This window comes from Rhodoglobus sp. GW821-FHT12B09, from assembly GCF_058809925.1.
The window spans coordinates 80,303-104,203 of the sequence record NZ_JBXATB010000003.1 but is presented as its reverse complement, the minus strand read 5'-3'; the positions used below and the strand labels follow the sequence as shown (position 1 = coordinate 104,203).

General features: G+C 69.4%; 18 protein-coding genes. 9 read left to right on the top strand and 9 right to left on the bottom strand.

The window, feature by feature from the left end:
* Positions 1–25: 25 nt before the first annotated feature.
* The 5 genes from AC1RTC_RS07610 to AC1RTC_RS07590 all read right to left on the bottom strand — a co-directional run bounded on the left by AC1RTC_RS07610 (position 26) and on the right by AC1RTC_RS07590 (position 4,899).
* A complete protein-coding gene (locus AC1RTC_RS07610; RefSeq protein ID WP_493154896.1) occupies positions 26–859 on the bottom strand; it encodes a carbohydrate ABC transporter permease in 834 nt (277 codons plus the stop codon).
* Positions 856–1,851, bottom strand: coding sequence for a carbohydrate ABC transporter permease (locus tag AC1RTC_RS07605; protein ID WP_493154895.1), 996 nt, complete (start codon positions 1,849–1,851; stop codon positions 856–858). Before AC1RTC_RS07605 ends, AC1RTC_RS07610 begins: the two co-directional genes overlap by 4 nt.
* 29 nt (positions 1,852–1,880) lie before the next feature.
* On the bottom strand, positions 1,881–3,113 hold the full coding sequence (locus AC1RTC_RS07600) for a sugar ABC transporter substrate-binding protein (RefSeq protein WP_493154894.1): 1,233 nt from the start codon (positions 3,111–3,113) through the stop codon (positions 1,881–1,883).
* 94 nt (positions 3,114–3,207) lie between these two features.
* The gene (locus AC1RTC_RS07595; protein WP_493154893.1) at positions 3,208–4,212 is read right to left on the bottom strand and encodes a LacI family DNA-binding transcriptional regulator; all 1,005 of its coding nucleotides are present in this window, start codon (positions 4,210–4,212) and stop codon (positions 3,208–3,210) included.
* Between the two features lie 96 nt (positions 4,213–4,308).
* On the bottom strand, positions 4,309–4,899 hold the full coding sequence (locus AC1RTC_RS07590; protein ID WP_493154892.1) for a TetR/AcrR family transcriptional regulator: 591 nt from the start codon (positions 4,897–4,899) through the stop codon (positions 4,309–4,311).
* An 86-nt stretch (positions 4,900–4,985) separates the two neighbouring features.
* Here AC1RTC_RS07590 and AC1RTC_RS07585 point away from each other — a divergent pair, with 86 nt between their 5' ends.
* A complete protein-coding gene (locus AC1RTC_RS07585; protein WP_493154891.1) occupies positions 4,986–6,338 on the top strand; it encodes an MFS transporter in 1,353 nt (450 codons plus the stop codon).
* A gap of 2 nt (positions 6,339–6,340) precedes the next feature.
* Positions 6,341–8,773 carry a glycoside hydrolase family 2 TIM barrel-domain containing protein gene (locus tag AC1RTC_RS07580; protein WP_493154890.1) on the top strand — a complete coding sequence of 811 codons (2,433 nt, stop codon included), beginning with the start codon at positions 6,341–6,343 and terminating at the stop codon, positions 8,771–8,773.
* Positions 8,774–8,824: 51 nt separating this feature from the next.
* Here the strand turns inward: AC1RTC_RS07580 and AC1RTC_RS07575 are convergent, their stop codons facing one another.
* Complete coding sequence (locus AC1RTC_RS07575) at positions 8,825–10,054, bottom strand: MFS transporter (RefSeq protein ID WP_493154889.1); 1,230 nt, start codon at positions 10,052–10,054, stop codon at positions 8,825–8,827.
* A gap of 138 nt (positions 10,055–10,192) precedes the next feature.
* Between AC1RTC_RS07575 and AC1RTC_RS07570 the strand changes: the two genes are divergently transcribed.
* Both AC1RTC_RS07570 and AC1RTC_RS07565 read left to right on the top strand, forming a co-directional pair.
* Entirely contained in the window at positions 10,193–12,655 is a 2,463-nt protein-coding gene (locus AC1RTC_RS07570) for a LuxR C-terminal-related transcriptional regulator (protein ID WP_493154888.1), read from the top strand.
* 94 nt (positions 12,656–12,749) lie between these two features.
* Complete coding sequence (locus AC1RTC_RS07565; RefSeq protein WP_493154887.1) at positions 12,750–17,054, top strand: DUF7507 domain-containing protein; 4,305 nt, start codon at positions 12,750–12,752, stop codon at positions 17,052–17,054.
* Between the two features lie 22 nt (positions 17,055–17,076).
* Here the strand turns inward: AC1RTC_RS07565 and AC1RTC_RS07560 are convergent, their stop codons facing one another.
* Positions 17,077–18,417, bottom strand: a complete 1,341-nt coding sequence (locus tag AC1RTC_RS07560; protein ID WP_493154886.1) for an LssY C-terminal domain-containing protein — start codon at positions 18,415–18,417, stop codon at positions 17,077–17,079.
* Between the two features lie 154 nt (positions 18,418–18,571).
* Between AC1RTC_RS07560 and AC1RTC_RS07555 the strand changes: the two genes are divergently transcribed.
* The 4 genes from AC1RTC_RS07555 to AC1RTC_RS07540 are packed head-to-tail and all read left to right on the top strand — an operon-like array spanning position 18,572 to position 20,923.
* Positions 18,572–19,006, top strand: coding sequence for a VOC family protein (locus AC1RTC_RS07555; RefSeq protein WP_493154885.1), 435 nt, complete (start codon positions 18,572–18,574; stop codon positions 19,004–19,006).
* Positions 19,007–19,011: 5 nt separating this feature from the next.
* Positions 19,012–19,653 carry a winged helix-turn-helix transcriptional regulator gene (locus AC1RTC_RS07550; protein WP_493154884.1) on the top strand — a complete coding sequence of 214 codons (642 nt, stop codon included), beginning with the start codon at positions 19,012–19,014 and terminating at the stop codon, positions 19,651–19,653.
* A gap of 18 nt (positions 19,654–19,671) precedes the next feature.
* Positions 19,672–20,334, top strand: coding sequence for a dihydrofolate reductase family protein (locus AC1RTC_RS07545; RefSeq protein ID WP_493154883.1), 663 nt, complete (start codon positions 19,672–19,674; stop codon positions 20,332–20,334).
* A gap of 34 nt (positions 20,335–20,368) precedes the next feature.
* The gene (locus AC1RTC_RS07540) at positions 20,369–20,923 is read left to right on the top strand and encodes a dihydrofolate reductase family protein (protein WP_493154882.1); all 555 of its coding nucleotides are present in this window, start codon (positions 20,369–20,371) and stop codon (positions 20,921–20,923) included.
* Positions 20,924–20,935: 12 nt separating this feature from the next.
* Here the strand turns inward: AC1RTC_RS07540 and AC1RTC_RS07535 are convergent, their stop codons facing one another.
* Both AC1RTC_RS07535 and AC1RTC_RS07530 read right to left on the bottom strand, forming a co-directional pair.
* Complete coding sequence (locus AC1RTC_RS07535) at positions 20,936–22,612, bottom strand: ABC1 kinase family protein (protein WP_493154881.1); 1,677 nt, start codon at positions 22,610–22,612, stop codon at positions 20,936–20,938.
* Positions 22,613–22,634: 22 nt separating this feature from the next.
* Positions 22,635–23,186 carry a PadR family transcriptional regulator gene (locus AC1RTC_RS07530; RefSeq protein WP_493154880.1) on the bottom strand — a complete coding sequence of 184 codons (552 nt, stop codon included), beginning with the start codon at positions 23,184–23,186 and terminating at the stop codon, positions 22,635–22,637.
* A gap of 122 nt (positions 23,187–23,308) precedes the next feature.
* On the opposite strand from AC1RTC_RS07530, the gene AC1RTC_RS07525 reads away from it, so the two are divergent.
* Positions 23,309–23,698, top strand: a complete 390-nt coding sequence (locus tag AC1RTC_RS07525; protein WP_493154879.1) for a PPOX class F420-dependent oxidoreductase — start codon at positions 23,309–23,311, stop codon at positions 23,696–23,698.
* Positions 23,699–23,901 lie beyond the last annotated feature (203 nt).

Genomic DNA, 23,901 nt, shown 5'->3' with positions numbered 1-23,901 from the left:
CTGAATGAGGGTGGTCGGGGGACGGCTAGTCCTTGATGGCGCCGGCGGTGACCCCGGCGGCGACGTACCGCTGGGCCACGACGAGCAAGACGGCCGCGGGGATGGAGGCGACGACGGCGGTGGCCATGATCGCGTTCCAGTCCTGGGTGTTGTTGCCGATGTAGCGGTAGATGCCCATGGTGATCGGCTGGAAGTCGCCGCCCCGGTCGAGCGTCGACGCGAAGATGAAGTCAGACCACGCCCACAGGAACGTGAAGAGCGACACCGTCACTATCGAGTTGCGGCTGACCGGGAGCACTATCGACCGGAAGGTGCGCCAGGCGCCCGCGCCGTCGATCTTCGCCGCGGCGATCAGCTCGTCGGGGATTCCCGACATGAAGGCGGTGAAGATGAGCACCCCGAACGGCACGGCGAGAGTCGAGTCGGCGAGGATCAGCCCGCCAGGGGTATCGAGGATGCCCCAGCTGTTGAAGATCAGGTAGAAGCCCATCGCCATGATGATGCCCGGGATCATCTGGGCGGTCAGCAGCACGAAGCTCAGGGTCGTCGCTCCACGTGGGCGGAGCTTCGCCAGAGCATAGGCGGCGGGCGCGGAGAGCACGAGGGTGAGCGCGACCGTCCCGAGCCCGATGACGAGGCTCGTGCCGAGGTACGGCAGCTGCTCCCCGAGCACCCGGGTGTAGCCCTCGAAGTTCGGGTTCACGGGGAACAGGTTGGGCGGGTCCTTACGGAGGTCCGTCGGCTGGGTGAGCGAGACGTTGATCATCCAGTAGAGGGGGAACAGCATGATGGCGGTGAGGATGACACCGACCGCCGTTGTCGTGAGGGAGCGCGTTCTCCGCATCGAGGTAGTTCTCATGCTCTCGCCATTCGTGACTGCAGTCGGATGTAGATGAGGCCGAAGACGAACGCCAGCAGGATGAGCAGGTTCGCCACGGCCGCCGCAGGGCTCAGGTCGGGCGAGCCGCTGCCGAACCCCAGCCGGTACGACCAGATGGCGAGCGTCGTCGACGAGTTGCCGGGCCCGCCCCTGGTCATTATCCAGATGATGTCGAAGACCTTGAGCGTGTACACGAGACCCAGCAGCAGGGTGATCGCCGAGACCGGCCGCAGGAGGGGGAACGTGATGCGCCAGAACACCTGCCAGCCGTTCGCGCCGTCCAGCGACGCCGCCTCATATACCTCGTCGGGGATGTTCTGCAGCCCGCTGTAGAGCAGCACGAGATTGAACGGGATGCCGATCCAGATGTTGGCGATGAGCACCGAGACCATCGCCCACTGCGGCGAGGTGAGCCAGTTGATCTGCGGGATGCCGACAGCCCCGAGCAGCGAGTTGATGACGCCGGAGTCGCTGTTGAGCATCCAGGCCCACACCGACGCGGAGACCAGTAGAGGCAGGAGCCACGGCACCAGGAAGAGGGCGCGCAGGGTCGACCCGAGCGGAAACTTGCGGAAGAAGAACACGGCAAGGGCCAGGCCGAGCGTGAACTGGAAGGCGATGGAGACGAAGGTGAAGACTGCCGTGTTGAGGATCGCCGGCCCGAATGTCGAGCTCGTGAGCACCTCGACGTAGTTGTCGAACCCGACGAAGTCGGCGGTTCCGTCGATGAACGAGCGCAGTGTGTAGTCGCGGAAGCTCAGGTCGAGGTTGCGGTACAGGGGGTACGCGTAGAACACGACCAGGTAGATGACGACGGGGGCGATGAAGGCCCACGCGGCGAGCTGGGCCTTGAGCCCCTGCCCCTGGCGCTTGCGGCGCAGGGGCAGGGGGGCGGCATCCGCGGACGCGGACCCCGCCCCCCGTGTACTGCCACGCACAGCCGACCCGTCGATGGCCTTGATGACTGACATGGCAAGTTCCTTACGTGAGGTGAGTTGTACTACTTGAGCTTCTCGGCGGCAGCTGCCTGCGCCTCCTTGAGCGCGTCGGCCGGGGAGGCCGCGCCGCTCAGGGCGTTCTGCACTGCCGTGTAGAGCTGCTCGGAGATGATGCCGTACGAGATGCCGAGGTTGTCGGCGGTGCGCGGCTTCGCGTCTCCGACCGCGCCGATCCAGAACTTGAGGGTCGGGTCGGCGGCGAGCTGGGCAGCCTGTCCGTCGGCGGTCGGGGCGACGTAGCCGAGGGCGTCGGCACCGGCCGAGCCGTCACTCAGGCACTCGACGATCTTCGCCGAGGTGGCGTAGCGCGAGGCATCCTTCTGCACCGGGATGGTGATGAACTCGCCGCCGGTCGGAGCGGGAGCCGCACCGCCGTCGATGCCCGGGATCTGGATCGAGAGGTAGCCGGCCGCGTCCGCGTCGCCCTTGAACCAGGAGCCGTTCTCGGCGAACCCGAAGTCACCGGTCTTGAACTCGTCCCAGCTCGTGCCCTGCGTGTTCGAGATCACGGAGTTGGGCGCGTAGCCCTTCGTGACCCAGTCCGTCCAGAGCTGCAGGGCCGCGTCGGCCTCGCTCGAGTCGAGCTTCGTGAGGTCGGCGCCCGCTCCCCAGAACCAGGGGAGGAACTGGAAGGAGCCCTCCTCGGTTCCGACGGCGGAGAAGGTGATGCCCTTCTTGCCGGATGCCACGATCTTCTCCAGAGCGGCGGTGAGCGAGGCGTAGTCGGTCACCGACGCGATGTCGACGCCCGCACCCTCGAGCACGGTGGGGTTGTAGTACAGGCCGAGGGTGTTCGCCCCGACGGGCACTCCGTAGACGTCACCGTCGATCTCGCCGGCGCTCAGGATGTTCGGCTCGATGTTCGAGACATCGAGGCCGTTCTCCGCCGCCTTGGTGAGGAGCCCGGCGTCCGCGAGGGTCGAGACCTTGGGGTTGTCGACCATCGCGATGTCCGGAAGGTTCGCGGCGGCGGTCGTCATGTCCTTGACGGTGTCTCCGGTGTTGCCGGAGTTCCGCTCGATCGTGATGCCCAGCGTCGTGGCGCAGGCGTCGATAGCCTTGGCCCAGGTCGACGAGGCGTCACGGTCGGGGTACGGGTCCCAGAGCGTGTAGGTGCCGCCGCCGGCGGAGTCACCGCCGGTGCTGGGGGTCGAGCACGCGGCGAGCGTTCCGATGAAGGCCGTGGCCAGGAGAAGGGCAGCGCCTGCGCGCACCCGGTGGGTTGTGGTGATCACGATATTCCTCTCTGAATACTGCATCTGTGGGTGGTGCGGGTGTCGAACCGGTTCGACAACGCCCCTGAGAAAAGCGCGCTGAGCGCTCCTCCGCTCAGGCGGTGCTTCCTCGATCCACTAACTCGGGTGCGATGAACTTCACGACCGCCGGACCAGCCTGGTCGGGGTCGATGATTCGTCGCACCAACTGCTGGACCGCGAAACGGGCCAGTTTGTCGGGCGAGCTCTCCACCGCGGTGTACTGCAGTGAGAAGATCCGCCCGAAATCGCGGGAGTAGAGGCTGATGACGGAGAGGTCCTGGGGGACCGCCACGCCTCGGGCCTGGAGGACTAGGGGGAGCGCGGCGATCGTCGCGTCGTTGTGCACGATGAGCGCGGTTGCGGTGGGCCGGGCATCCAGGATCGCATTGATGTTCGTGGTGATCGCGGGCTGCTGCGACTCGCCGTAGTAGGCGTGGATCCGGATGCCGTAGCGGCCGGCCCGCTCGACGGCGGCGTCCCTGAACCGCCAGCCGTAGGCGCCACCGCGGTCGAAGACGTGCTGAGGGGGGCTGATGAGGATGATCTCGCGGTGCCCCATGCCGTAGAGGTGGTCGACGACAACCCGTGCGGACTCGCCGAAGTCGAGGTCGAAGACGTCGAGATCCTCGGTGTCGCCCGGCAGCCCGATCAGGGCGCCCGGCTGGCGCGCGGCGCGCAGCGGCACGAGGCGCGGGTCTTGGTGGGTCACGTCGAGCAGCACGACGCCGTCAACCATGTTCGACGACGTGATGCGCTGCACCGCGGCTGCGCCGTCCGAGTCGGTGACGAACAGCACGTCGTAGCCGAGCTCGCGCGAGGCGTCGGAGACGGACCTGATGTACTGCAGCATCGCGGGGGCGAACTCGTCCTGGTGGAACTGCGAGAGGAGCCCGATGGACATCGTTTGAGAGGTGGCAAGTGCCCTCGCACCAGCATTTACGGTGAAGCCGAGCTCGGCGATCGCCGCCTCGATGCGCTCCCGGGTCTCCCTCGAGATCGACCGCTTCCCCGAGAGGGCGTACGACACCGTGCTGCGGGAAACGCCCGCTGCCCTGGCCACATCCTCGATGGTTGCCACGTGTCATCCCTTGCTCATCGTCGAACCGCTTCGACGAAAGTAGCACCCAGACCGGGGCTGCGCAAGAACGCGTGTAGTCGAACTCCGCGCGGGGCGCTAGTCGCTGACGAAGAACCGCTCGGCGAAGTTGTCCCAGATCGCGAGGAAGTCGACGGCGGGGTCCATGACCCACTGGCGTTCGAGGCCCGTCCAGAACGCCATGAGCTCCCGGGCCGCCCACAGCGGGTTCGCCTTCCAGCTGAGCAGTTGCGCGAACCCGTTGTAGTTCCGCTCCTCGCGATCGAGGAAGTACTGGTGTGCGGGGTGGGCCGCGTCCACGGCCTCGGCGCCCAGAATCACGTAGAGGCGGATCAGCTCGGGCCTGGCCAGGTTGCGCTCCGCCGCCCTGCGCAGGAAGGCGCTCGTCGAGCTCGGGGAGGCGGTCTCCTCGAGCGTGGGAGATTCCTCGGTATCGACCTCGTCCCGGTGGTCGAGGACGGCGGCGAGCAGGTCGTTCATCGAGGGGAAGTGGTGAAGGACTGACGGGCCGCGGATGCCGCACGCCTCCGCGATATCGACGAGGGAGACCGACTTGAAGCCCGAGATCGAGATGAGGCGAGTTGCTTCTTCGACGATCTGCCGGCGCCGAACGGCCGGCGCAAGCCGCGTCTGAACCCGCTTCTTCGGCGGAACGGTCTGCGCGGTCACGCTTCGTATTGTAATCTACCGAGCACTAGGTCTAATCTAGCGACCACTAGATACACCTCACCCGATCACGACAATGGAGTTATGACATGGCCAAAACGACAGACGTGCCGCTCGGCACTGCGGCGGGACTCGAACTGGGAGCGGAGGATATCGGCGCCGCACTGAGCGATGCCGATGCTCCCCTGACCAAGGTGCGCCGCCGCTACCTCGTTCCCCTCATCGCGGCCTACATGGCCCTCTACGTGGCCTGGATCACCCCGATCGGGTTCTCGCTGGCAATCCGCGTGCAGCAGATCGATCCCGCGGGCAAGGACACCGCCCTGGCCCTGGCTGTCGGAATCCCCGGCATCATCGTCGTCTTCACGAGCCCGCTCATCGGCGTGCTCAGCGACCGCACCCTGTCGCGCTTCGGCCGGCGCCGTCCGTGGTTCTTCGGCGGTGCCGTCCTCGGTGTGGTCGGCTCCGCGATGGTGGGCCTCGCGCCGAGCGTCGCGGTTGTCGTCATCGGCTGGTCGATCGCGTACATCGGCTACTCCGCGTGCGGCGCCATGATCCTCACCCACCTCAGCGACCTCCTGCCGGAGGAGCAGCGCGGCAAGGTGGCCGGCATCTCTGGCGCGGTGACCCAGGTGGGGCCGATCATCGGCATCGTCTTCGCCGGCATCTTCGTCGGCGTGCCGCTCATCATGTTCCTGGCGCCCGCCGGCTTCGCCTTCGTCTTCGCGGTGATCTTCGTGATCGTCATGAAGGACAGGGCGATCACCACCCGCCCGGGTCCCGTCGACGTCAAGGAGCTCGTTCGGGGCTTCTACTTCAACCCGCGCAAGTACTCCAACCTCGGCTGGGTCTGGATCAGCCGCGCGTTCATCTTCCTCGCACTGTCCTTCTCCACGACCTACGGCGTCTACCTGCTCGGCTCTCGACTCGGCCTCGAGCCCGCGGTGATCGCGGGAATCGTGGCCACGGCCGGCGGATTGAGCATCATCGTGGCTATCGCGGGCGCCCTGATCAGCGGATTCCTCTCCGACAAGCTGCACAGCCGCAAGCCGTTCCTCGTGGCCAGCGCGGCTCTGCTCGCGATCGGCATGGTGGTCGTCGCCGCCACGCAGAGCACCACCCAGTACATCATCGGCGGCCTCATCACCTCGTTGGCCATCGGCGTCTACGGCGCCGTGGACCAGGCGATCCAGCTCGATGTGCTGCCTCACGCCGAGAAGCAGAACGGCCGCTACCTCGGGATCATCCAACTCGCCAACCAGGTGCCGCAGGCGGTCGGCCCGCTCATCGCGGGCGGCCTGATCGCGCTCGCGGCGGGCAACTACACGATCGTGTACATCGTCGGAGCTATCGTCTCCGTGCTCGGTGCGCTCGCTATCCTCCCCATCTCGATCGGTCGCCGCGCGACCCTCGACACCACGAGCACGGCCGTCGGAAGCTGACCATGACCCCGGAACCCTTCAACGACGGCTGGACGTTCCGTCGAGCCGACGACACAGAGTCGGTGGCGGTGACCCTGCCGCACGACGCGATGATCCACGAGGCGCGCACGCCGCAGGGCGGAACCTCGCACCACGGCGGCTTCTTCCCCGGCGGCACGTACCTGTACACCAAGACCTGGGACGTGCCCAAGCGGGAGAGCGGCGGGATGCTCAGGCTCGTGTTCGAGGGCGTCTACGGTGACACGACAGTACGACTCAACGGCGTGACTGTGGCGACCAACCGGAGCGGCTACCGGGAGTTCGCCGTGGAGCTGGAGCCGGCACTCGTGGCCGGCGCGAACGTCCTCGAGGTGGAGGTGGACAACTCGCAGACGCCGAACAGCCGCTGGTACACGGGATCCGGGATCTACCGCAGGGTCTGGCTGGAGGATCTCGAGGCCACGCGGATCGCGGACGGCGGCATCCGGCTGCACACCAGGTCTGTCGGCGTCGACGCCGTGGTGGACGCGACGATCCTCGTGGACGGAGACGCTCGCGACCTCGTGGCCCGGGTAACCCTGGCCGACGGGTCGGGCGTCGTGGCTGAAGCGTCTGCGCCGGTCGAAGCGGGCGCGGCATCCCTCGAGATCCTCGTCGGCCACGCCCGCGCGTGGTCGCACGATGACCCGTACCTCTACTCCGTCTCGGTCGAGGTCACCCGCGGCACCACGGTCGTCGACGAGCGCGAGCTCTCCTTCGGGCTGCGGACCATCGTGATCGATGCAGCGCACGGGCTCTGCGTCAACGGGGAGGCGGTGCTGCTCAAGGGCGCCGCGGTGCACCACGACAACGGGCTGCTGGGCTCCGCGACGCTGCGTGCGGCGGAGTTCCGCCGGGCGCGCATCCTCAAGGCGAATGGATTCAACGCGATCCGCAGCGCCCACCAGCCGATCTCCCGGGACCTCCTCGACGCCGCCGATGAGGTGGGGCTCTACGTCATCGACGAGCTCGCGGACACCTGGTACCAGCGCAAGACGCCCCACGACGCCGCCCCGCTCTGGGAGGAGTCGTGGCGGGAGGACGCACGATCGATGGTCGACAAGGCCCGCAACCACCCGTCGGTGATCATGTACTCGATCGGCAACGAGGTCGGCGAAACGGCCACCGCGAAAGGCGTCGAGACCGCGCGCGAGCTCAACGCCTTCTTCCACGACCTCGACCCCGCGCGGCCGACAACGCTCGCCATGAACTTCCTGGTCAACGTCATGTCCAGCCGCGGGACCGACCTCTTCAAGGCCAACGAGCAGGGGGCCGAGCGCCCCGCGCCGCGCAAGAAGTCCGCCGCCAGCAGCACCATGGCGAACATCATGATGAACCGGATCGGCAGCATCATGCAGACGGTCTCCAAGCTGCCCGTCGCCGATCGTGTGACGAGGGACGCCATACCCGAGGTCGACGTGATCGGGTACAACTACGCGTGGGGCCGATACAGGGGCGACACCAAGAAGTACCCGGAGAGGGTCATCTACGGCAGCGAGACGCTCATGGGCGATGTCGTGAAGGCGTGGGCGCTCGTCGAGGGATCGCCGAACGTGATCGGCGACTTCGTCTGGAGCGGCTGGGACTACCTCGGTGAGACCGGGCTCGGCACCTGGACCTACGGCGGCGGCGATGTCCTCCTCAGCAAGGCCTACCCGCACGTGCTGGCGGGCTGCGGCGTCATCGACATCCTCGGCAACCCCGGAGCACCCGCCCTCCACTTGCGAGCGCTCTGGAGCGACCTCCCCGCACCCGGCATCGCGGTTCGGCCGCTCGACCACGCTGGCGAGTCCACCCACCGAGTGGCGTGGCGCAGCACCGACGCGATCTCGAGCTGGGCCTGGCGGGGCTCCGAGGGCAAGCGCGCCGAGATCGAGGTCTACTCCTCCGATGACGAGGTGGAGCTGCTGCTCAACGGTGTCTCCCTGGGGCGGCGCCGGGCAGGCCGCGCCCGCGGCTTCCTCGCGCGCTTCCGCGCACGGTACGAGCCCGGAATTCTCGAAGCCATCGGCTATCGGGAGGGTCGCGAGGTGAGCCGCTCTACGCTGCGATCGGCTGAGAGCCCGCGACTGACCCTAGGCCCCGAGTCGCTCGAACTCGCCGCCGACGGCCAGGACCTCGCCTTCGTGAGCATCGACCTCGCGGACGACTTCGGCGTGGTCGAGATGCTCGACGGCGACGAGGTCACCGTCACTGTCACCGGCGCCGCTACTCTGGCCGGCCTCGGCAGTGCGTCGCCGACCACCGAGCTCTCCTTCACCGGGTCCACCACGCGGCTCTACTACGGGCGCGCGCTGGCGATCATCCGCTCCACCGGCGCTCCAGGGCCCGTCACGATCACGGCGACGAGCGCGGCGCACGGCTCGGCGACTGTCTCGCTCGCCGCGGTACCGGCCCTCCGGCGGGTGGTGTTCTAGGGCTCGCCCATGGATCGGCGCGCGTGAAGACCGACGTCGCGGGGATTGGAGCTACCTGACCGTCCTGACCACCGCGACCGCGACCGCGCCGACCCCGGCCCCGGCGATACTCACTGCGAACGCCGCAGGGTAGCCGCCGAGGCCGATCACCAGTCCGCCGATCGCCGGCGCAGCTGCCTGGCCGACGTTCGCGGCCGTGCTGAGCAGCCCGAGGCCGGTGGCGGCCCCGTTCTCGGGGCTCGGCAGCACCTGGCTCGCGAGGGCGCGGCCGCACGAGATGGACAGGCCAAGGCCCGCCCCGAACAGGATGGCCGCGACGATCACCGTCGGTGCAGTCGGGCGGATGAGCAGCAGAAGGTCCCCAGCGATGATCGCCCCGTTGCCGACGAGGATGAAGAGGCGCCGACGTCCCAGCCGGTCGCTCAACCAGCCGCCGCCGATGACCGTGACGGCTGCGGCTGCGCTGCCGGACACCGTCGCGACGGCGACCATCCGCGCGGCATCGTCTCTCGGTACGCCGACCAGGTCGGTCAGGACATACAGCAGGTAGGCGAAGACGACGCTGTAGGCAATCGAGTAGGCGATGCGCCAGACCAGGATCTTCACGAAATCCGGGTGCGCCGCCGAGGCTGCCGCTGCTGCCCGGAGGGCGACGAGGAAGGGCTGCCGTGCCTGGCGCGCGGGCGCCGCTCGGTCGCGCACGAGCATAGCGAACACCACGACCGATAGGCCTACGGCCGCGGCAAGCGACCAGGATGCCACGACTGGCCTGGCCGCGAACGATCCGGTCAGCACCGCTCCGACCGCAGTGCCCGCCACGAGTGCGAACCCCGTCACCCCGGCCGCGATGCCTCGTCGCTGCGGAGCGAAGGCGTCGACGAGGTAGGCGTCCGCGGAGACCTCGAGGCCGTGGAGCGCGAGCTGGGCGACAGCCCAGAGCAGCCCCACAGCCAGCACCGTCGGCGCATCGCCCATCATGCCGATAGCGAGACCGCCGAGAGCGGCCCCGGCGATCATCCAGGGGAGACGTCGGCCGAGGCGGGTGCGTGTGCGGTCGCTGAGGGCGCCCACCAGGGGCTGAGCGATCGCGGTCACCGCGAAGGCCGAGGTCGAGATCGTGGCGAGAGCGGCGACCTTGTTGGACGGGTCGAGCTCGGCGACCCGCGCCGGTAGCAGCACCGAGATGAAGGCGGCATAGGTCGCGAAGAGAGCCAGCTTGACGACGACCTGGCCGACGAGGACCCGCCCCCCGGGCAACTGCGTGACGTTCGACTCACTCACTCGTCCGAGGATATCGACCGGCCGCCGACGACGGAAAAGCGCCGATAGGGTGAGACCGAGAAGTCGCGCGAGGGGATGCGACGCCGATCAACATCGCGGAGTGGTATGGGGAATCACGGGATCCGCGGTGTTCCGCGCGTGCCCGACGGGATGATGTCACGCGCTGCCCTCATCGACCGGATGGGACGCACGCCGCTTACCGTGGTGCGTGCCCCCGGCGGCAGTGGCAAGACCGTGCTCATGGCCCAGTGGGCGGAGGCGAGTGCGCGATCGGGCGCGTGGGTGACCGTCGAGCCCGATATCGGGGACCGCGCAGCATTCTGGGCGATCGTCGCCGAGGCCCTCGGGATTCAGCTGCCCGACACCGACCGGAGCGCCCTGGTGCGCGCGTTCCAGGCAATCTCCGAGCCCGCGGTCCTCGTCGTCGACGACGCCCACGAATTGCACGGCGACGCAGCGCTCGAGGATCTGCTGGCGATTCTGCACGCGTCGCGGAATGTGATCGCGATCGTGGGGACGCGCACGCGCGGCGAGCTGGAGGCGCCGGCCAACGCCCTCACCCTCGACATCGCGGTGATAGACCCCGCCAGCCTGATGCTGAGCTCCGACGAAGTCGGCCGGCTCGCTGGTGCAGAAGGCTCGCCGTTCGGCAGCACCGACGAGCTGCTCGAGGCCTCGGGCGGCAATCCGCTTCTGCTGCGCGCCATTCTCGCCGGCTCCTCCGGCATTTCGCCCGAGGCCGTCGTCCGCGATCATCTGCGTGTGCTCTTCGCGCGGCACGGTGCTGAGTTCGCCGCATTCGCGTCCGCGACGTCAGTGCCGGACGACTTCGACGTCTCCTCGGCGGGGCGTCTTGGCCGGCTCGACGCCGAGCGTATCGAGGAGTTCTTAGCGGGGCTCGAGTCAGACGGCCTCGTGATGAGGCGGGAGGATGCCGACGGCGCTCGGTTCCGGTATCACCCCCTGATCCGAGAGGTGCTGCGCAGCCAGTTCCGCCTCGCGAACGCCGATGAATACCGCCATGCCAGCCTGCTGTCCAGCGCTGACGCCGAGGCGCGCAAGCAGTACGTGGCCTCGCTGCGGCACGCGGTGGACGCCGAGGACTTCGGCCGTGCCTCCGACGTCATCCTCCACGGCGGCTTCAGCCTGATCCGGTCGGGCGGGGCGGCGGCGGCTCTCCAGCGGGTACCGGTTCGGTACATTGCGCGCCTGCCGTTCATCGCGGTCGTGCTCGGCCTCGCCGCGAATGCCCGCGGTGAGCGCCTGAGGGCGCTCGAGCTGCTCACCCTGGCCTTGGCGGCGAGCCGCGCTGGCCGCGGCAGGCAGCGGGTGGCCGAGCGTGCGGGCCTCGCCCTCATCGAGACCGTCGTGCTGCGCATCACGGGTCGCGCGGCCGACTCGGTGGTGGCGGCCCGCCGCATGCTGATCCTGCTCGACAGCGCAGCGCCGGTCGACCTGGACGAGATCGCCGACCAGCTCGGGTCATACCGGCTGCAGGCCGCACTGTCGCTGTTCCGGTCCGGCCGCGCGTCGGAGGCCCTCACCGCTGCCGAGCACGTCGGTGTGTCGGCGGCCTCTCTCGCCCACGGGAGTTCGGAGTCCCTGGGTGCGGCGTCCCTCATCGCGGCGATCGAGGCAGCGCGCGGCGACGGCGCAGCCACGATCATGGTGGACCGCATCGACGGGGCAGGGTTCTCGTCAGAACTGCTCGATGCCTATGCTGGCGCGCTTGCCCACCTGGCGCGGGGGATTCTCGCACTGGAGCAGAACGACGTCGAGGCCGCTGCGGCGCACGCCGACTTCTTCCGCGACCGCAGGAACCTGGAGTACGGGATGCTCTTCACCCTGTTGCAGTCGGCGATCGCTCTCTGGCGCGGCCAGCCGGAGGTCGGCCTCCAGCTTCTCGACTTGCGCGAGAGCGCCGATCTGCCGCGTGCCCGCCTCACGGGCGAGGACCGCCGTCTCGTCGCCGCCGCCCGTGTGCTGCTGCACGCCGGCCTCGGCCAGTCCGGCCCGGCGTATGCGGCGCTGCGCCGCCTGGATCGTGGCGATCCGCTGGCCGCTGTCCTCCATGCGGCACTTCTGCTCCAAGAGCAGAGCCCCGACTTGGTGATCGAGCGGCTCAGGGCCACCTCCGGAGACCCGGGTCCGCGCCTGCGTGCCGCCACCGAGCTGCTCACCGCCTGCGCATCCCTCCTCCGCGGCGACGAGGCGCTCGCCGCAGCCTCACTGCACCGGGCCATCGCCGTCCGCGACGTCCACGGCGTCTCGAGCCCGGTGCTCCTCATCCCGGCCGAGCACCGCCAGCCGCTCTGGGCCTTCGCGTCGCGCGCGGGAGTTGATGCCGACGTGATCGCCGCCCTCCGCGGCATCCCCTCGCCCCTTCGTGTCGTCGCCACCCGGGTGCTGCTGACCCCGCGCGAGTCCGCGGTGCTGCAGCACTTGCGGAACACCGCGAGCCTCGCTGAGATCGCTGCGGAGCTGAGCGTCTCGGCGAACACGGTGAAGTCGCAGGTGCGGACCCTGTACCGCAAGCTCGGCGTCGCCAACCGCGATGAGGCGCTTCGGGCCGCCCAGCTACAGGGACTCCTCCGCGATTAAACCGGGGGTGAATTTCGCCTCATAGCCCGGCTTCGTGCCGCCCCCGCTGCCACTGTCGTGGAAGACAGTCTCATCGGGGGAGGGGAGCACGGCTATGTCCGGCGCACACACAGGACGATCTGCTCGGGCGCGAGCCCTGGTCGGCGCGCTCGCGGCGTTCGTGCTCGCGGTGGGGTCGGCCGTGCTGACGGCCGGGCCCGCGAGCGCGGCCACGGCTTCCGTTGTCCTCAACGCCTCCGCGACCACGGCGGAGAGCAACACCAGCACCACTTTCACGCTCGGCGTGACGTGCAACGGCCCCGGCAACTGCAACGGCATGGTCGTCTCGATACCGACCAACGCCGTCACCGGCAACGGCACCCGGACCGACTTCGGTACCTGGATCGGCGGAGCGGCCTGCCCCGGTATCACCCGAGCGGTCACCGGCGGACAGCTGACCTTCACCTACGCGACCCTCGCGCCCGGCTCGCAGAACTGCGCCTTCACCGTCCGGTCCCCCGAGTACACAACGCTCAACGGTGCCGTCGCGACCCTCACTCCCACCGTGAGCGGCCCCGGCCTGCCCACCGTGGCGGGCGCGGCGGTCAAGCTCACGCTGAGTGCGGGGCACAACGTCTCGACCGCGATCTCCGGCCAGGCCAAGGTCCTCTCCGGCGCGCCGTTCTCGTACAGCCTCTCCTTGAGCTGCGGCGCAAATCGGCAGTACGACGGCGACATCGGGCTGAGCGCCATCCATCTCGAGGCGACCCTGCCACCGAACTTCGTGTTTGCCGGCTACACGCCCCGCAACGGCTTCCCGGGCACCTACACAGCACCGGCGGTCGGCAGTTCGGGCGGTACCCTGACGTACGACGACCCGACCGGGGCGACCTGCGGCAACCCGCCGCTCAACGTCGACAATGCCATTATCATCACGATCCGCGGATCGATCACGGGGCCGGCGGGCACGACGGCCTGCGCGTCGGCGAGCTCGACCTTCACCTACATCGACCGCACGGTGCCCGAGACCCAGAACGCCGCCACCACGGTGTGCCCGACGATCGTCACGCTGGCGACGGTCGTCTCCAAGTCCGCCCTCACCCAGTCATTGGGCAACGTCGGCCAGTACACCTTCAACTCCGTCCGCTACCCCTACACCTACCCCGGCGACTGGGATCAGACCAAGGCATCCCTCTCGTACGACATCAAGCTGGCGACGACTCCAGCGGCCATCGCCGCCGGCGTCTCGTACGCGGTGAGCGACCCGCTGCCGTGCCTCGACACCCTGAGCGGCATCATCTACTCCAGCAACGCGAGCGGGACGCTCTGCCAGAACCCCGCGTTCATCCCGGTACGGATCACCGCTGCGTCGTTCACCCCCGCGGCCACCGACTCCGTGCACGTGCTTTTCGCCGACGGCACGACGACGGACATCCCGTTCACCGGCGGGGCCTGGACGATGCCGGTCGCCCCGGCCAGCCCGATCGCCGAACTGCAGTTCCCACCGTTCGCCTCAGAGGGCACCAACAGCGGCGGCACCATGGTCATCTCCGTCGACGGCTACGCGTCGTCTGCCGCCGTCCCGGGCCGCGTTCTGCGGAACACCATGACCACGCAGGCGTACCTCTCCGACGCGGCCAACCCGACCGGCAGCCCGATCGGAAACCCGCAGACCGGCGTCGCCAACGCGGGCATCGTCGACCAGAAGGCCGCGGGCACAGGAGCCGCCATCTTCCAGCCGCTCCTCGTCAACACGCTCACGGGAACGTGCACCTCCAGCGTCGGCCTGCGCACCTCGTCCGGCCGCGCCAACAACCTTGAGATCACCAAGGGGCCGAGCGAGGCGATCTACATCAACTACCTCGCGCCGCCCGGCGCCACGATCGCCAGTTCCACCGTGAGCCCGACCCTTCGCGAGATCTACAGCACCAGCCGGCAGTACCCGGCGGGGGCGCTGACGGCGACGGTCACCGCGAACTACAACGGCACCGGGCGCACGATGTACGCCTGGACGATCCCCGCCGGCACGGTGCAGCTCCCGGGCGTCTACGACATCCTGTCCTTCCAGTTCACACTCACTCTCCCCGCGGGATGCGCCGGCACCTACCCGAGCGACATGACACTCGGATACGGCGCACCGCTCGCCTCGTGCATGTGGACCAACTTCGTCTCGCCGTTCGTGCAGGCACCGCCCCTGGCGCCCACGGACAACAACGACCTCAACACCAACGGCAGCCCGCTCCCGGGCAACTACTGCGGCTACTCCAACCCGATCACGGTGGACGCGGTCAACGCGGGCTTCAGCGTCGACAAAGAAGTGCAGGGCAGTCTGGATGCCGCGCCCGCGCCCCTGGGCACAACCGGCAAGGTGGGCGCCAGCGGTGGCGAGGCGACATACTCGGTCACCTTCTCGAACAGCGGCGACTCCGTCTTGACCGACCCTGTCTTCTACGACCTGCTCCCGCGCGTCGGCGACACCAAGGCCACGACGCTCGACCCGCGGAACTCGCAGTTCGCCGTGACCCTCACGTCGCTGGGGGCTCTTCCGCCCGGCGTCACCGTGCAGTACTCGACCTCGGAGAATCCCTGCCGGCCCGAAGTGCTGGCGACGAACCCCGGGTGCGCGAACGACTGGAGCTCGACCGCGCCCACCCCGCTCTCCTCCACCACCGCGCTGCGGTACTTCCGAGCCGGAACGCTCGCGGTCGTCGGTGGCGGCACCTCGAGTTTCACCGTCAGCTACGACGTGACGACCCCTGCGATCACCGCCGGTCGCATCGCGTGGAACAGTGCCGGTGCTAACGCCAACGCGGCCGGCTCCCCGGTCGGGGCTGCCGAGTCCACCAGCGTGGGCCTCGAGGCCGATGGCCAGCCGGCCATCGTGAAGACGTCGAGCGCACCGACCTACAACGCGGTCGGCAACTCGCTGACGTTCACGTACACCGTGACCAACGAGGCCTCGGTGCCCGTGTTCGGCGTCTCGGTGACCGACCAGTTCACGAACGCTGCCGCGGGGTCGACCCCCGGTGCCGTGACCTGCGTCTCGCTCACCGGCCCGAACGGCGCCTGCACCTCGGCGGCGTCGACCGACCTTCTCGCGAACCAGACCGCGACCTTCACGATGACCTACACGGTGCGGCAGGCGGACCTCGAGCACGGCGTGATCACTGACCGGGCGACCGTCTCGGCTTCGCCGCTGCGCGGCCCGGCGCTGTCGAACACCTCGAACGCCGTGACGGTGACCGCTGTGCAGTCGCCCGCCCTGACCGTGGGCAAGTCGGTGAGCCCGACGTCCGTCGACGGTGTCGGAGATGCCGTCGCGTACTCGTTCCTCATCACCAACACGGGCAATGTCACGCTCACGTCCCTCGGAGTGACCGAGACGTCGTTCGGCGGCAGCGGCCCCACTCCGGCCGCGACCTGCCCGAGCACGACGCTCGCCCCGGCGGGCTCGGTCACGTGCACGGCCAGCTACACGATGACGCAGGACGACATCGACGCCGGATCGGTGGACAACACCGCGATCGCGACCGCCGAGTTCGACGGCGCGGGCATCCAGTCGACTCCCGACTCGGCCCTGGTCACCGTGGACCAGAACCCGTCGCTCGCCCTCACGAAGTCTGCAAGTCTTGCCTCGATCGGCACGGCCGGACAGGCGCTCACCTACTCGTTCCTCGTGACCAACGACGGCAACGTCACAATCGACGGCATCGTCGTGACCGAGACGGCGTTCAGCGGCACAGGGACTGTCAGCGCGATCAGCTGCCCCGCAGCATCCCTCGCACCGAGCGCAGATATGACCTGCACCGCCACCTACTCGGCCACGCAGGCGGACATCGACGCCGGCTCCATCGACAACACGGCGCAGGTCGCGGGCGACGACCCCGCCGGGACCCCGGTGCCGACGGTGCCGACGTCCAGCGTGTCCGTAGCTGTGGTGCTCGCTCCTGCGCTCACCGTCACGAAGACGGCCAGCACTGCGAGCGTCACCAAACCGGGCACGGTCATCCGGTACAGCTTCCTCGTGGTCAACAACGGCAACACGACGCTCAACGGGCTCACGGTCGACGAGACCGCGTTCACGGGTGCGGGCACGATGAGCGCGGTGACGTGCCCGGTCGCCACGCTCGCTCCGACGCAGCAGACCACCTGCACGGCCGACTACACGGTCGTCGCGACGGACTCGCAGAGCACGAAGATCTCCAACACCGCCGATGCGAGTGCGACCTACAGCCGGGCGGGCCTCCCCGTGACGGTGACGTCAGCCGCCTCGACCGCGGTGGTGGCCGTCGACCTGTCCACCGGCCTGGCGCGCACCGGCTCGGACTCGCTGGGGTGGTGGGCCGCCGGCTCGGCCATCGCGCTGGGGCTCGGCGCCCTGATGGTGCTGCTCGGATGGCGGCGTCGCTCGACGAAGTGACGCAGGGAGGGCGCGGGCCCGGCTAGAACGGGGCCGCGTCTCCCGGCAGCCCTGAGATGCGCTTCGGGGCCTTGCGGATGCGGTGGCTGTAGATCGCGGCCCGTCCGCTCGAGAGCGCGAGCAGCACCAGCACCGACAGCGCCACCGACGGCAGGTTCGCGGTGAGAGACTCCGTGCCGCCCAGCTCGGTCGTGACGATCTGCCCCGCGATGCCCACCACGGAGAGGGCCATGGAGACGATGCGCGCGAGCGGCCGGCCCAGGAACACCCGCCAGGCGATGAGCGTGTTGGCGAAGCCGACGACGAAGAACACCACGGCGGCGGCGATCAGGATGCCCGCGCCCAGCTCCGGCGCGTCCGGACTGATCGCCGCCCCCTCGGGCCCGGCCTCGACGAGCTCCACCACCCCGTTCACGAGCGATGCCAGCCCGCTCAGGGCGAGGAGTGCGGCGCCGACCACGATCGGGGCGGGCCGCCGGTCGCGGCTGTCGGTCGCGGCATCCTGCTGATCGCCGTGCCGCGGTGTCGCCCGCAGGTCGAGGACCGGCAGGTCGCCGTCGGTGACTATCGAGTCGCCGCCCCCGTTGCGGGCGTGGTAGCCGGCGGAGAACCCCTCGATCGTGCTGGAGGTCGCGGAGTCGTTCGCGGCGAGGACCGTGGTGACAACGTGGTCGCGCTCGACGTCGGTGTCGGCCGCGATCTTGTGCGTCACCTGCAGGGTGAACAGCGAGAAGCCGACGCTGCGGTCGTAGGTGCCGGCCGCCAGCCAGTCGGTCTGGCGGCCTCCCGGGAGCAGCCACCCGTCGGGGCAGCGCCAGAACCGGACGTGGTGCCGCTTGCCGGGGGTGCCGTCGACCTCCTGCTGGTACGCGAAGTCCTGCTTGCGGCCGAACAGGAGCAGAGGACTGACGGGAGCCTCGAGGTAGCTGCGGCGCAGAAGGGTGGACCGCACTATCCGGAGCCCCGTTCGTACCGAGAGGTCGTCCGCCCGCGTCCAGCCGGCGGCGAGCATGGCCGCGTGGATCTGCTCCTCCGCGCCGAGGATGGCGATGTTGACGGGGTCGCCGAGGAGGCCGTCGCTGGTCCGGGCGCGGCCGATGAAGTAGTCGGGCACGTAGATCCGGGTCAGGATGCCGTGGAGCCTCGGGAGCACCAGGTACGCGAGCAGGCCCCAGAAGACGATGACGAAGGCGATCTGCCACCAGCCGAAGCTGAAGCTCTCGCGCAGGAGTACCCAGGCGAGCCACACCGCGGCGATGCCGCCGAGGACGAAGAACACCCAGTCGAGGGCGGTCTCGGTGGTCGGATCCAGCTCCGGGAGCGGGCGTCGAGCGCGGAACTGCGGTGCGGGCTCTGCTGCCACGAGAACCCCCTAGACGTAGCGCAGCCCCGAAGGCCGCGTGCACTTCATCTTGTCGGGGATGCTCGGGGCGAATCAACCCCGGCTCTTGACGTTCTACTTGTTTTTTGCAAGTGTGTACCCATCCACTACGGGACTCCACGAAAGCGAGAACGCCATGCCCCAGATGTTCGTCAACCTGCCGGTCACCGACCTTGATCGGGCCAAGTCGTTCTACGAGGCGCTCGGCTTCCGGATCAACCCGCTCTTCACCGACCACAACGCCGCGTGCGTGGTGGTGGAGGAGGACCACAACTACTTCATGATCCTCACGCGCGAGTACTTCCAGACCTTCAGCGACCTCCCGATCGGCGACCCCGCGGTCAACCCGTCGGTCGCCACCGCGATCTTCGTCGAGAGCCGCGACGCGGTCGACAAGGCGGTCACCGACGGCCTCGCCGCCGGCGGCAAGGAGGCGCGCCCCGCGTCGGACTACGGCTTCATGTACCAGCGCCAGCTCAGCGACCCCGACGGCAACCTCATCGAGTTCGGCTGGATGGACCCGACCGCCGCCGCTCAGGGCCCCGAGGCGTACGCCGACCAGCAGGGCTGAGGCCGATGGCCGCGCGCGACTACGGGCAGTTCGGCGGCATCACGCGCGCCCTTGAGCTCGTGGGAGAGCGCTGGGCCCTCCTCATCGTCCGCGACCTGCTCGTGGGGCCGCGCCGCTACGGCGAGCTCGCCGGGGGCCTCCCGCGCATCCCGAGCAACATCCTGGCGGCGCGGCTCAAAGAGCTGCAGGAAGCAGGGGTGATCCACCGGATGCCGCGCTCCCGCGTCATCGTCTACGAGCTGACCCCCTACGGCCGTGAGCTCGAGCCGGTCGTCCTCGCGCTCGGCGCCTGGGGCTTCAAGGCGCTGGACGAGCAGCGCGAGGAGCAGATCATCACACCCGACTCGATGACGATCGACCTCCGCACGGCGTTCCGCGCGAACGTGGCCGCGGGCCTGCCGTCCACGTCCTACTCGGCGCGGGTGGACTCGGCGGACCTGCTCATCAGGGTGGACGGCCCGGCGCTCGACGTCGCCCGCGGCGACGGGCCCGTCGACCTGGCGTTCACGGCGGGGCCGGGCATCCACCGGCTCATCTCGGGCGAGCTCGCCCCGGAGCGCGCGATCGCGACCGGCGTCGTCGAAGTGCGCCACGGCCGCGCGGATCTTCTCGAGCGGTTCGCGAGCACGTTCCACCTGGCGGCCTGAGCGGGTACCGTCGATCGCGTGACCAAGCTCAGAGTGCACAACCTCGCCATCTCCCTCGACGGATTCGCCACGGGCGAGGGCAGGACCTTCGAGGCCCCGTTCGGCCACGCCGGCCAGCGGCTGATGGGGTGGTTCTTCCCGACCCGAACGTTCGTGAGCATGTCCGGCCACGAGGACGAGGCGATCGGCAGCGGCACCCGCGGGGTCGACGACGCGTTCGCTGCGGCCACCAACGACGGCATCGGCGCCGAGATCATGGGGCGCGGCAAGTTCGGCCCGCAGGAGGGCCCGTGGGAGGACGAGTCCTGGCGCGGCTGGTGGGGCGAGGAGCCGCCGTTCCACTCCCCGGTCGTGGTCCTCACGCACCACTCGCGCCCCGATCTGACCGTGGGCGAGACCCGGTTCCTGTTCCGGGATGCCTCGCCCCGCGAGGCCCTCGACCTCGCCGCAGACCTGGCCGGCGGCCTCGACGTGCGGCTCGGCGGGGGCCCGACCGTCGTGCGCGAGTTCCTCGAAGCGGACCTGGTCGACTACCTGCACGTCGTCGTCTCGCCGATCATCCTCGGCCGCGGCGTGCGGCTGTGGGACGGCCAGGAGGGCCTCGAGCAGAGGTTCGACGTGGAGGTGACGGCGTCGGCATCCGGAGTCGTGCACTACGTCTTCACGCGGAAGGGACGCTGACTCCGACGTCGGGGGCTCTGGCTAGCGTCGTCGTATGACCAGGTTCGTCTTCGACACCGCCACGACCATCAACGGCTGGATCGCCGACCAGCAGAACTCGCTCAGCTGGCTGTTCTCCGTGGAGGGCGGTTCTGAGCCGGATCCGGCCATGCTGCCGCAGAACGCGACGGTCATGGTCGAGGGCTCCACCACGTACGAGTGGGTCCTGAACGAGTCCGACATCCTCGCGCACCCCGAGAAGTGGAAGGAGTTCCACGGCGACCGGCCGACCTTCGTGTTCACCACCCGCGACCTCCCCGCCCCCGAGGGCGCGGACATCCGGTTCGTGCGCGGCGCGGTGGCCGACGCCCTGCCCGCGATCCGCGAGGCTGCGGGCGACGGGGACGTGTGGGTCATCGGCGGCGGCGAGCTCGTCGGCCAGTTCTTCGACGCGGGCGCGCTCGACGAGGTGGCGCTGTCCATCGCGCCCGTGTTCCTCGACGGAGGCGCGCCCCTGCTGCCGCGGCGCATCGAGTCCGACCGGGTGCATCTCAAGTCGGCGTCCGCCTTCGGCCCGTTCGCCCGGCTGGTGTACTCGATCTCGGGCTAGATCGATCTCGGGCTAGGGCCGGCGCCGCGCCACGATGCCGGCGAAGAGCGCGTGCAGCAGCGGCAGCACCGAGGCCGCCATCACGACCGTGCCGAACACCGTGTCCTGTGCCCGCAGCAGCACCCCGCCGAGCAGCAGCACGGCGAACAGGATCACGGAGATGATCCGCCGCCCGGTGCGGTCGAGGTTCTCGAGCCGCCGCTCCAGCCGCGGCACCTGCACCGTCATGCGCCCCTCGTCGACGTTCGTCAGCAGATCGTCGAGGCGCTGGGGCAGCCGGGCGATGAGCCCCGCCGTCGACACGGCGCGCTTCGCGAGGTCCTGCACGATGTTCCCGCCCTCGGTGCGGATCAGCTGCGCCGAGTAGGGCTCGACCGCGTCCCAGATGTTGAACGCCGGGTCCAGTGAGCTGCACATGCCCGAGGTCAGGGACATGGCCCGGATGATCAGCAGGAAGTTCTCCGGCAGCTGGAACGGCAGCGACCGCACGACATCGCCGAACTCCACCGCGAACGCGCGGAACTCCCGCGGGTCGACCTCCTGCAACTCCGCGAAGCCCATCCCCCCGAATCGCGCGAACAGGGTGGTCATGGCGCGCTCGAGCTCGGCGGTGTCGGCCGAGGGCAGCAGCACGCCGACATCCCGGATGCCCGCCACCATGCCCTTCCCGTCGCGCGACGCCGCGGCGATCAGCAGTTGGCGCAGGCCGCGGCGCAGCCCATCCGGAACCTCGCCCATCATGCCGAAGTCGATGAAGGTGAAGGTCCACGCACCGTCTCCGCGCGGGGTGACGAAGATGTTACCGGGGTGCGGGTCGGCGTGGAAGAAGCCGTGCACGAACAGCTGGTCGAACATCACGGCGGCGAACTCCGCGGCGACGGCCGACGGGTCGATGCCGGCGGCCCGGAGCGCATCGACGTCGTTGATCTTGATCGCCGTGACGTCCTGCAGGGTGAGCACGCGGCGGGTGGTGCGCTCCCAGACGAGCTCGGGCACGCTGACCCGGGCGTCGTCGGCGAACATCTCGCCGAACCGCTCCGCGCTCGCGGCCTCGTGCAGGTAGTCGATCTCGGCGAGGCTCGTGACCGCGAACTCCTCGACCAGGGAGGGCATGTCCACACGGTCGGCAACGAGGCGCACGCGGCTGAGCCATCCGGCCACCTTGCGGAGCGCCCGCAGGTCGACGTCGACCACCTGGTCGATTCCCGGCCGCTGGATCTTCAGCACCACATCGAGCAGCCCGGTCTGCGCGGCGTCGTCGGGCGCCAGGCGCGCGCGGTGGGCCTGGCCGAGGGATGCCGCAGCCAGCGGCACCGGATCGACGAACGAGAACGCCCGCTCCAGCGGCACGCCGAGCTCCGCCTCGGCAAGCGCGCGGATCTCGGGGAACGGCACCGCCGGCACCTCGTCCTGCAGCCCCTCGAGCTCCTTGGTGATCTCGGGCGGCAGCACGTCGAGGCGCGACGACATGAACTGGCCGACCTTGATCATGAGGCCGCCGAGGTCGACGGCGAGCACGTGGAAGCGCTGGGCGATGCGCTGCAGCCGCCGGGCGCGGCCGCGCGCGGAGAAGCGCGCGAGGCCGATCCGGGGGAGGAACAGCTCGAACCACCAGGCCTGGACGAGGTAGCGGGTCGCGAAGCGCAGGATGCGGCGGTAGCGGGCGCGCATGGGCGCTGGATCAGTCATCTGGCCTCGGTGGTCGGCCCGCTCAGTCCTGGGCGAGGATGGAATAGAGCTTACGTCGCGCCTCGTCGAGAACGGCGACAGCCTTGTCCACCTGGTCGGGGCTGCCCGAGCGGCCCACCTGCGCCGCGGCCTGGGCGAGCTCCATCCCGGCCTTCGCGAGCCCGGAGCGGTGGCCGCCCTCGCGTGCCGCCGGCGCCTCCCAGGGACCGGCGGCATCGGCCGCGGCCCTGCCCTCGGTCGTCAGAGAGTACGTCTTGCGGCCGTTGGACTCCTCGGCGCTGATCAGGCCCTCGTCGGCGAGCAGCTGGAGCGTCGGGTAGACCGAGCCGGGGCTCGGCTTCCACGCGCCTCCGCTGCGCTCCTGGATCTCCTGGATGAGCTGGTAGCCGTGCATCGGCTTCTCGGCGAGCAGCGCGAGAACCGCGGTGCGCACGTCGCCGCGCCCCATCCGGCTGCCGACCTTCTGCTCGAACTGGCCGCGGAGCTGGTCCATGGCCTCCCACATCCCGTCGGGCCAGCCCTTGCCGCCGCCACGACCGCCGGGGAAACCGCTGCCGAAGAATGAGTTGCTCATGATGACCTCCTCTGCGCCGAGCCACCACGGCTCGACGATAGGTCAACGATATATCGTTATGCGCTGGTTGAGTAGTGCGCTCCAGCGCGCGTATCGAAACCTCGACCCCGTACCATGAACCTGTGAGCGAGCTCCTGACCCCCGAGGGCATCGACTTCACCACCGAGCGCCACCTCGCGACGCTCTCCACGCTCGGCCCCGACGGCCGCCTCCACGTGGTGCCGGTCGGCTTCACGTACCGCGACGGACTCGTGCGCATCATCACCTCCGGCCCGTCGCAGAAAGTGCAGAACCTGCGGCGGGATGCCCGCGCCACCGTCTCCCAGGTCGACGGCGGTCGCTGGCTCACGCTGGCGGGAACCGCCCGCGTCCTCGAGGATCCGGCCTCGGTGCAGCTCGCGGTCGAGCTGTACGCCGCGCGCTACCGCCAGCCGCGGGTCAACCCGCTGCGCGTCGCGATCGTCGTCGACGTCGAGACGGCGATGGGCTCCGCCGGCCTGTTGGCGGGTTGAGTAAGGCGCTCTGGCGCCTGTATCGAAACCGGGTGTGCGACGGCGTGGTTTCGATACGGCCGCGGGCGGCCTACTCAACCCGCCGGGTTTCGATACGGCGCTATAGCGCCTACTCAACCCGCCGGGTTTCGATACGGCCGCGGGCGGCCTACTCAACCAGCGAGCAGCGCCTCGTAGGGCGCCACCGTCACGAGGTCTGCCAC

What these genes read in the sequence shown, in the direction of transcription:
- AC1RTC_RS07550 (WP_493154884.1), top strand. Translation starts at nt 19,012, where the DNA reads ATGGCCGCGCGCGACTACGGGCAGTTCGGCGGCATCACGCGCGCCCTT.
- AC1RTC_RS07565 (WP_493154887.1), top strand. Translation starts at nt 12,750, where the DNA reads ATGTCCGGCGCACACACAGGACGATCTGCTCGGGCGCGAGCCCTGGTC.
- AC1RTC_RS07540 (WP_493154882.1), top strand. Translation starts at nt 20,369, where the DNA reads ATGACCAGGTTCGTCTTCGACACCGCCACGACCATCAACGGCTGGATC.
- AC1RTC_RS07555 (WP_493154885.1), top strand. Translation starts at nt 18,572, where the DNA reads ATGCCCCAGATGTTCGTCAACCTGCCGGTCACCGACCTTGATCGGGCC.
- AC1RTC_RS07610 (WP_493154896.1), bottom strand. Translation starts at nt 859, where the DNA reads ATGAGAACTACCTCGATGCGGAGAACGCGCTCCCTCACGACAACGGCG.
- AC1RTC_RS07605 (WP_493154895.1), bottom strand. Translation starts at nt 1,851, where the DNA reads ATGTCAGTCATCAAGGCCATCGACGGGTCGGCTGTGCGTGGCAGTACA.
- AC1RTC_RS07580 (WP_493154890.1), top strand. Translation starts at nt 6,341, where the DNA reads ATGACCCCGGAACCCTTCAACGACGGCTGGACGTTCCGTCGAGCCGAC.
- AC1RTC_RS07535 (WP_493154881.1), bottom strand. Translation starts at nt 22,612, where the DNA reads ATGACTGATCCAGCGCCCATGCGCGCCCGCTACCGCCGCATCCTGCGC.
- AC1RTC_RS07530 (WP_493154880.1), bottom strand. Translation starts at nt 23,186, where the DNA reads ATGAGCAACTCATTCTTCGGCAGCGGTTTCCCCGGCGGTCGTGGCGGC.
- AC1RTC_RS07585 (WP_493154891.1), top strand. Translation starts at nt 4,986, where the DNA reads ATGGCCAAAACGACAGACGTGCCGCTCGGCACTGCGGCGGGACTCGAA.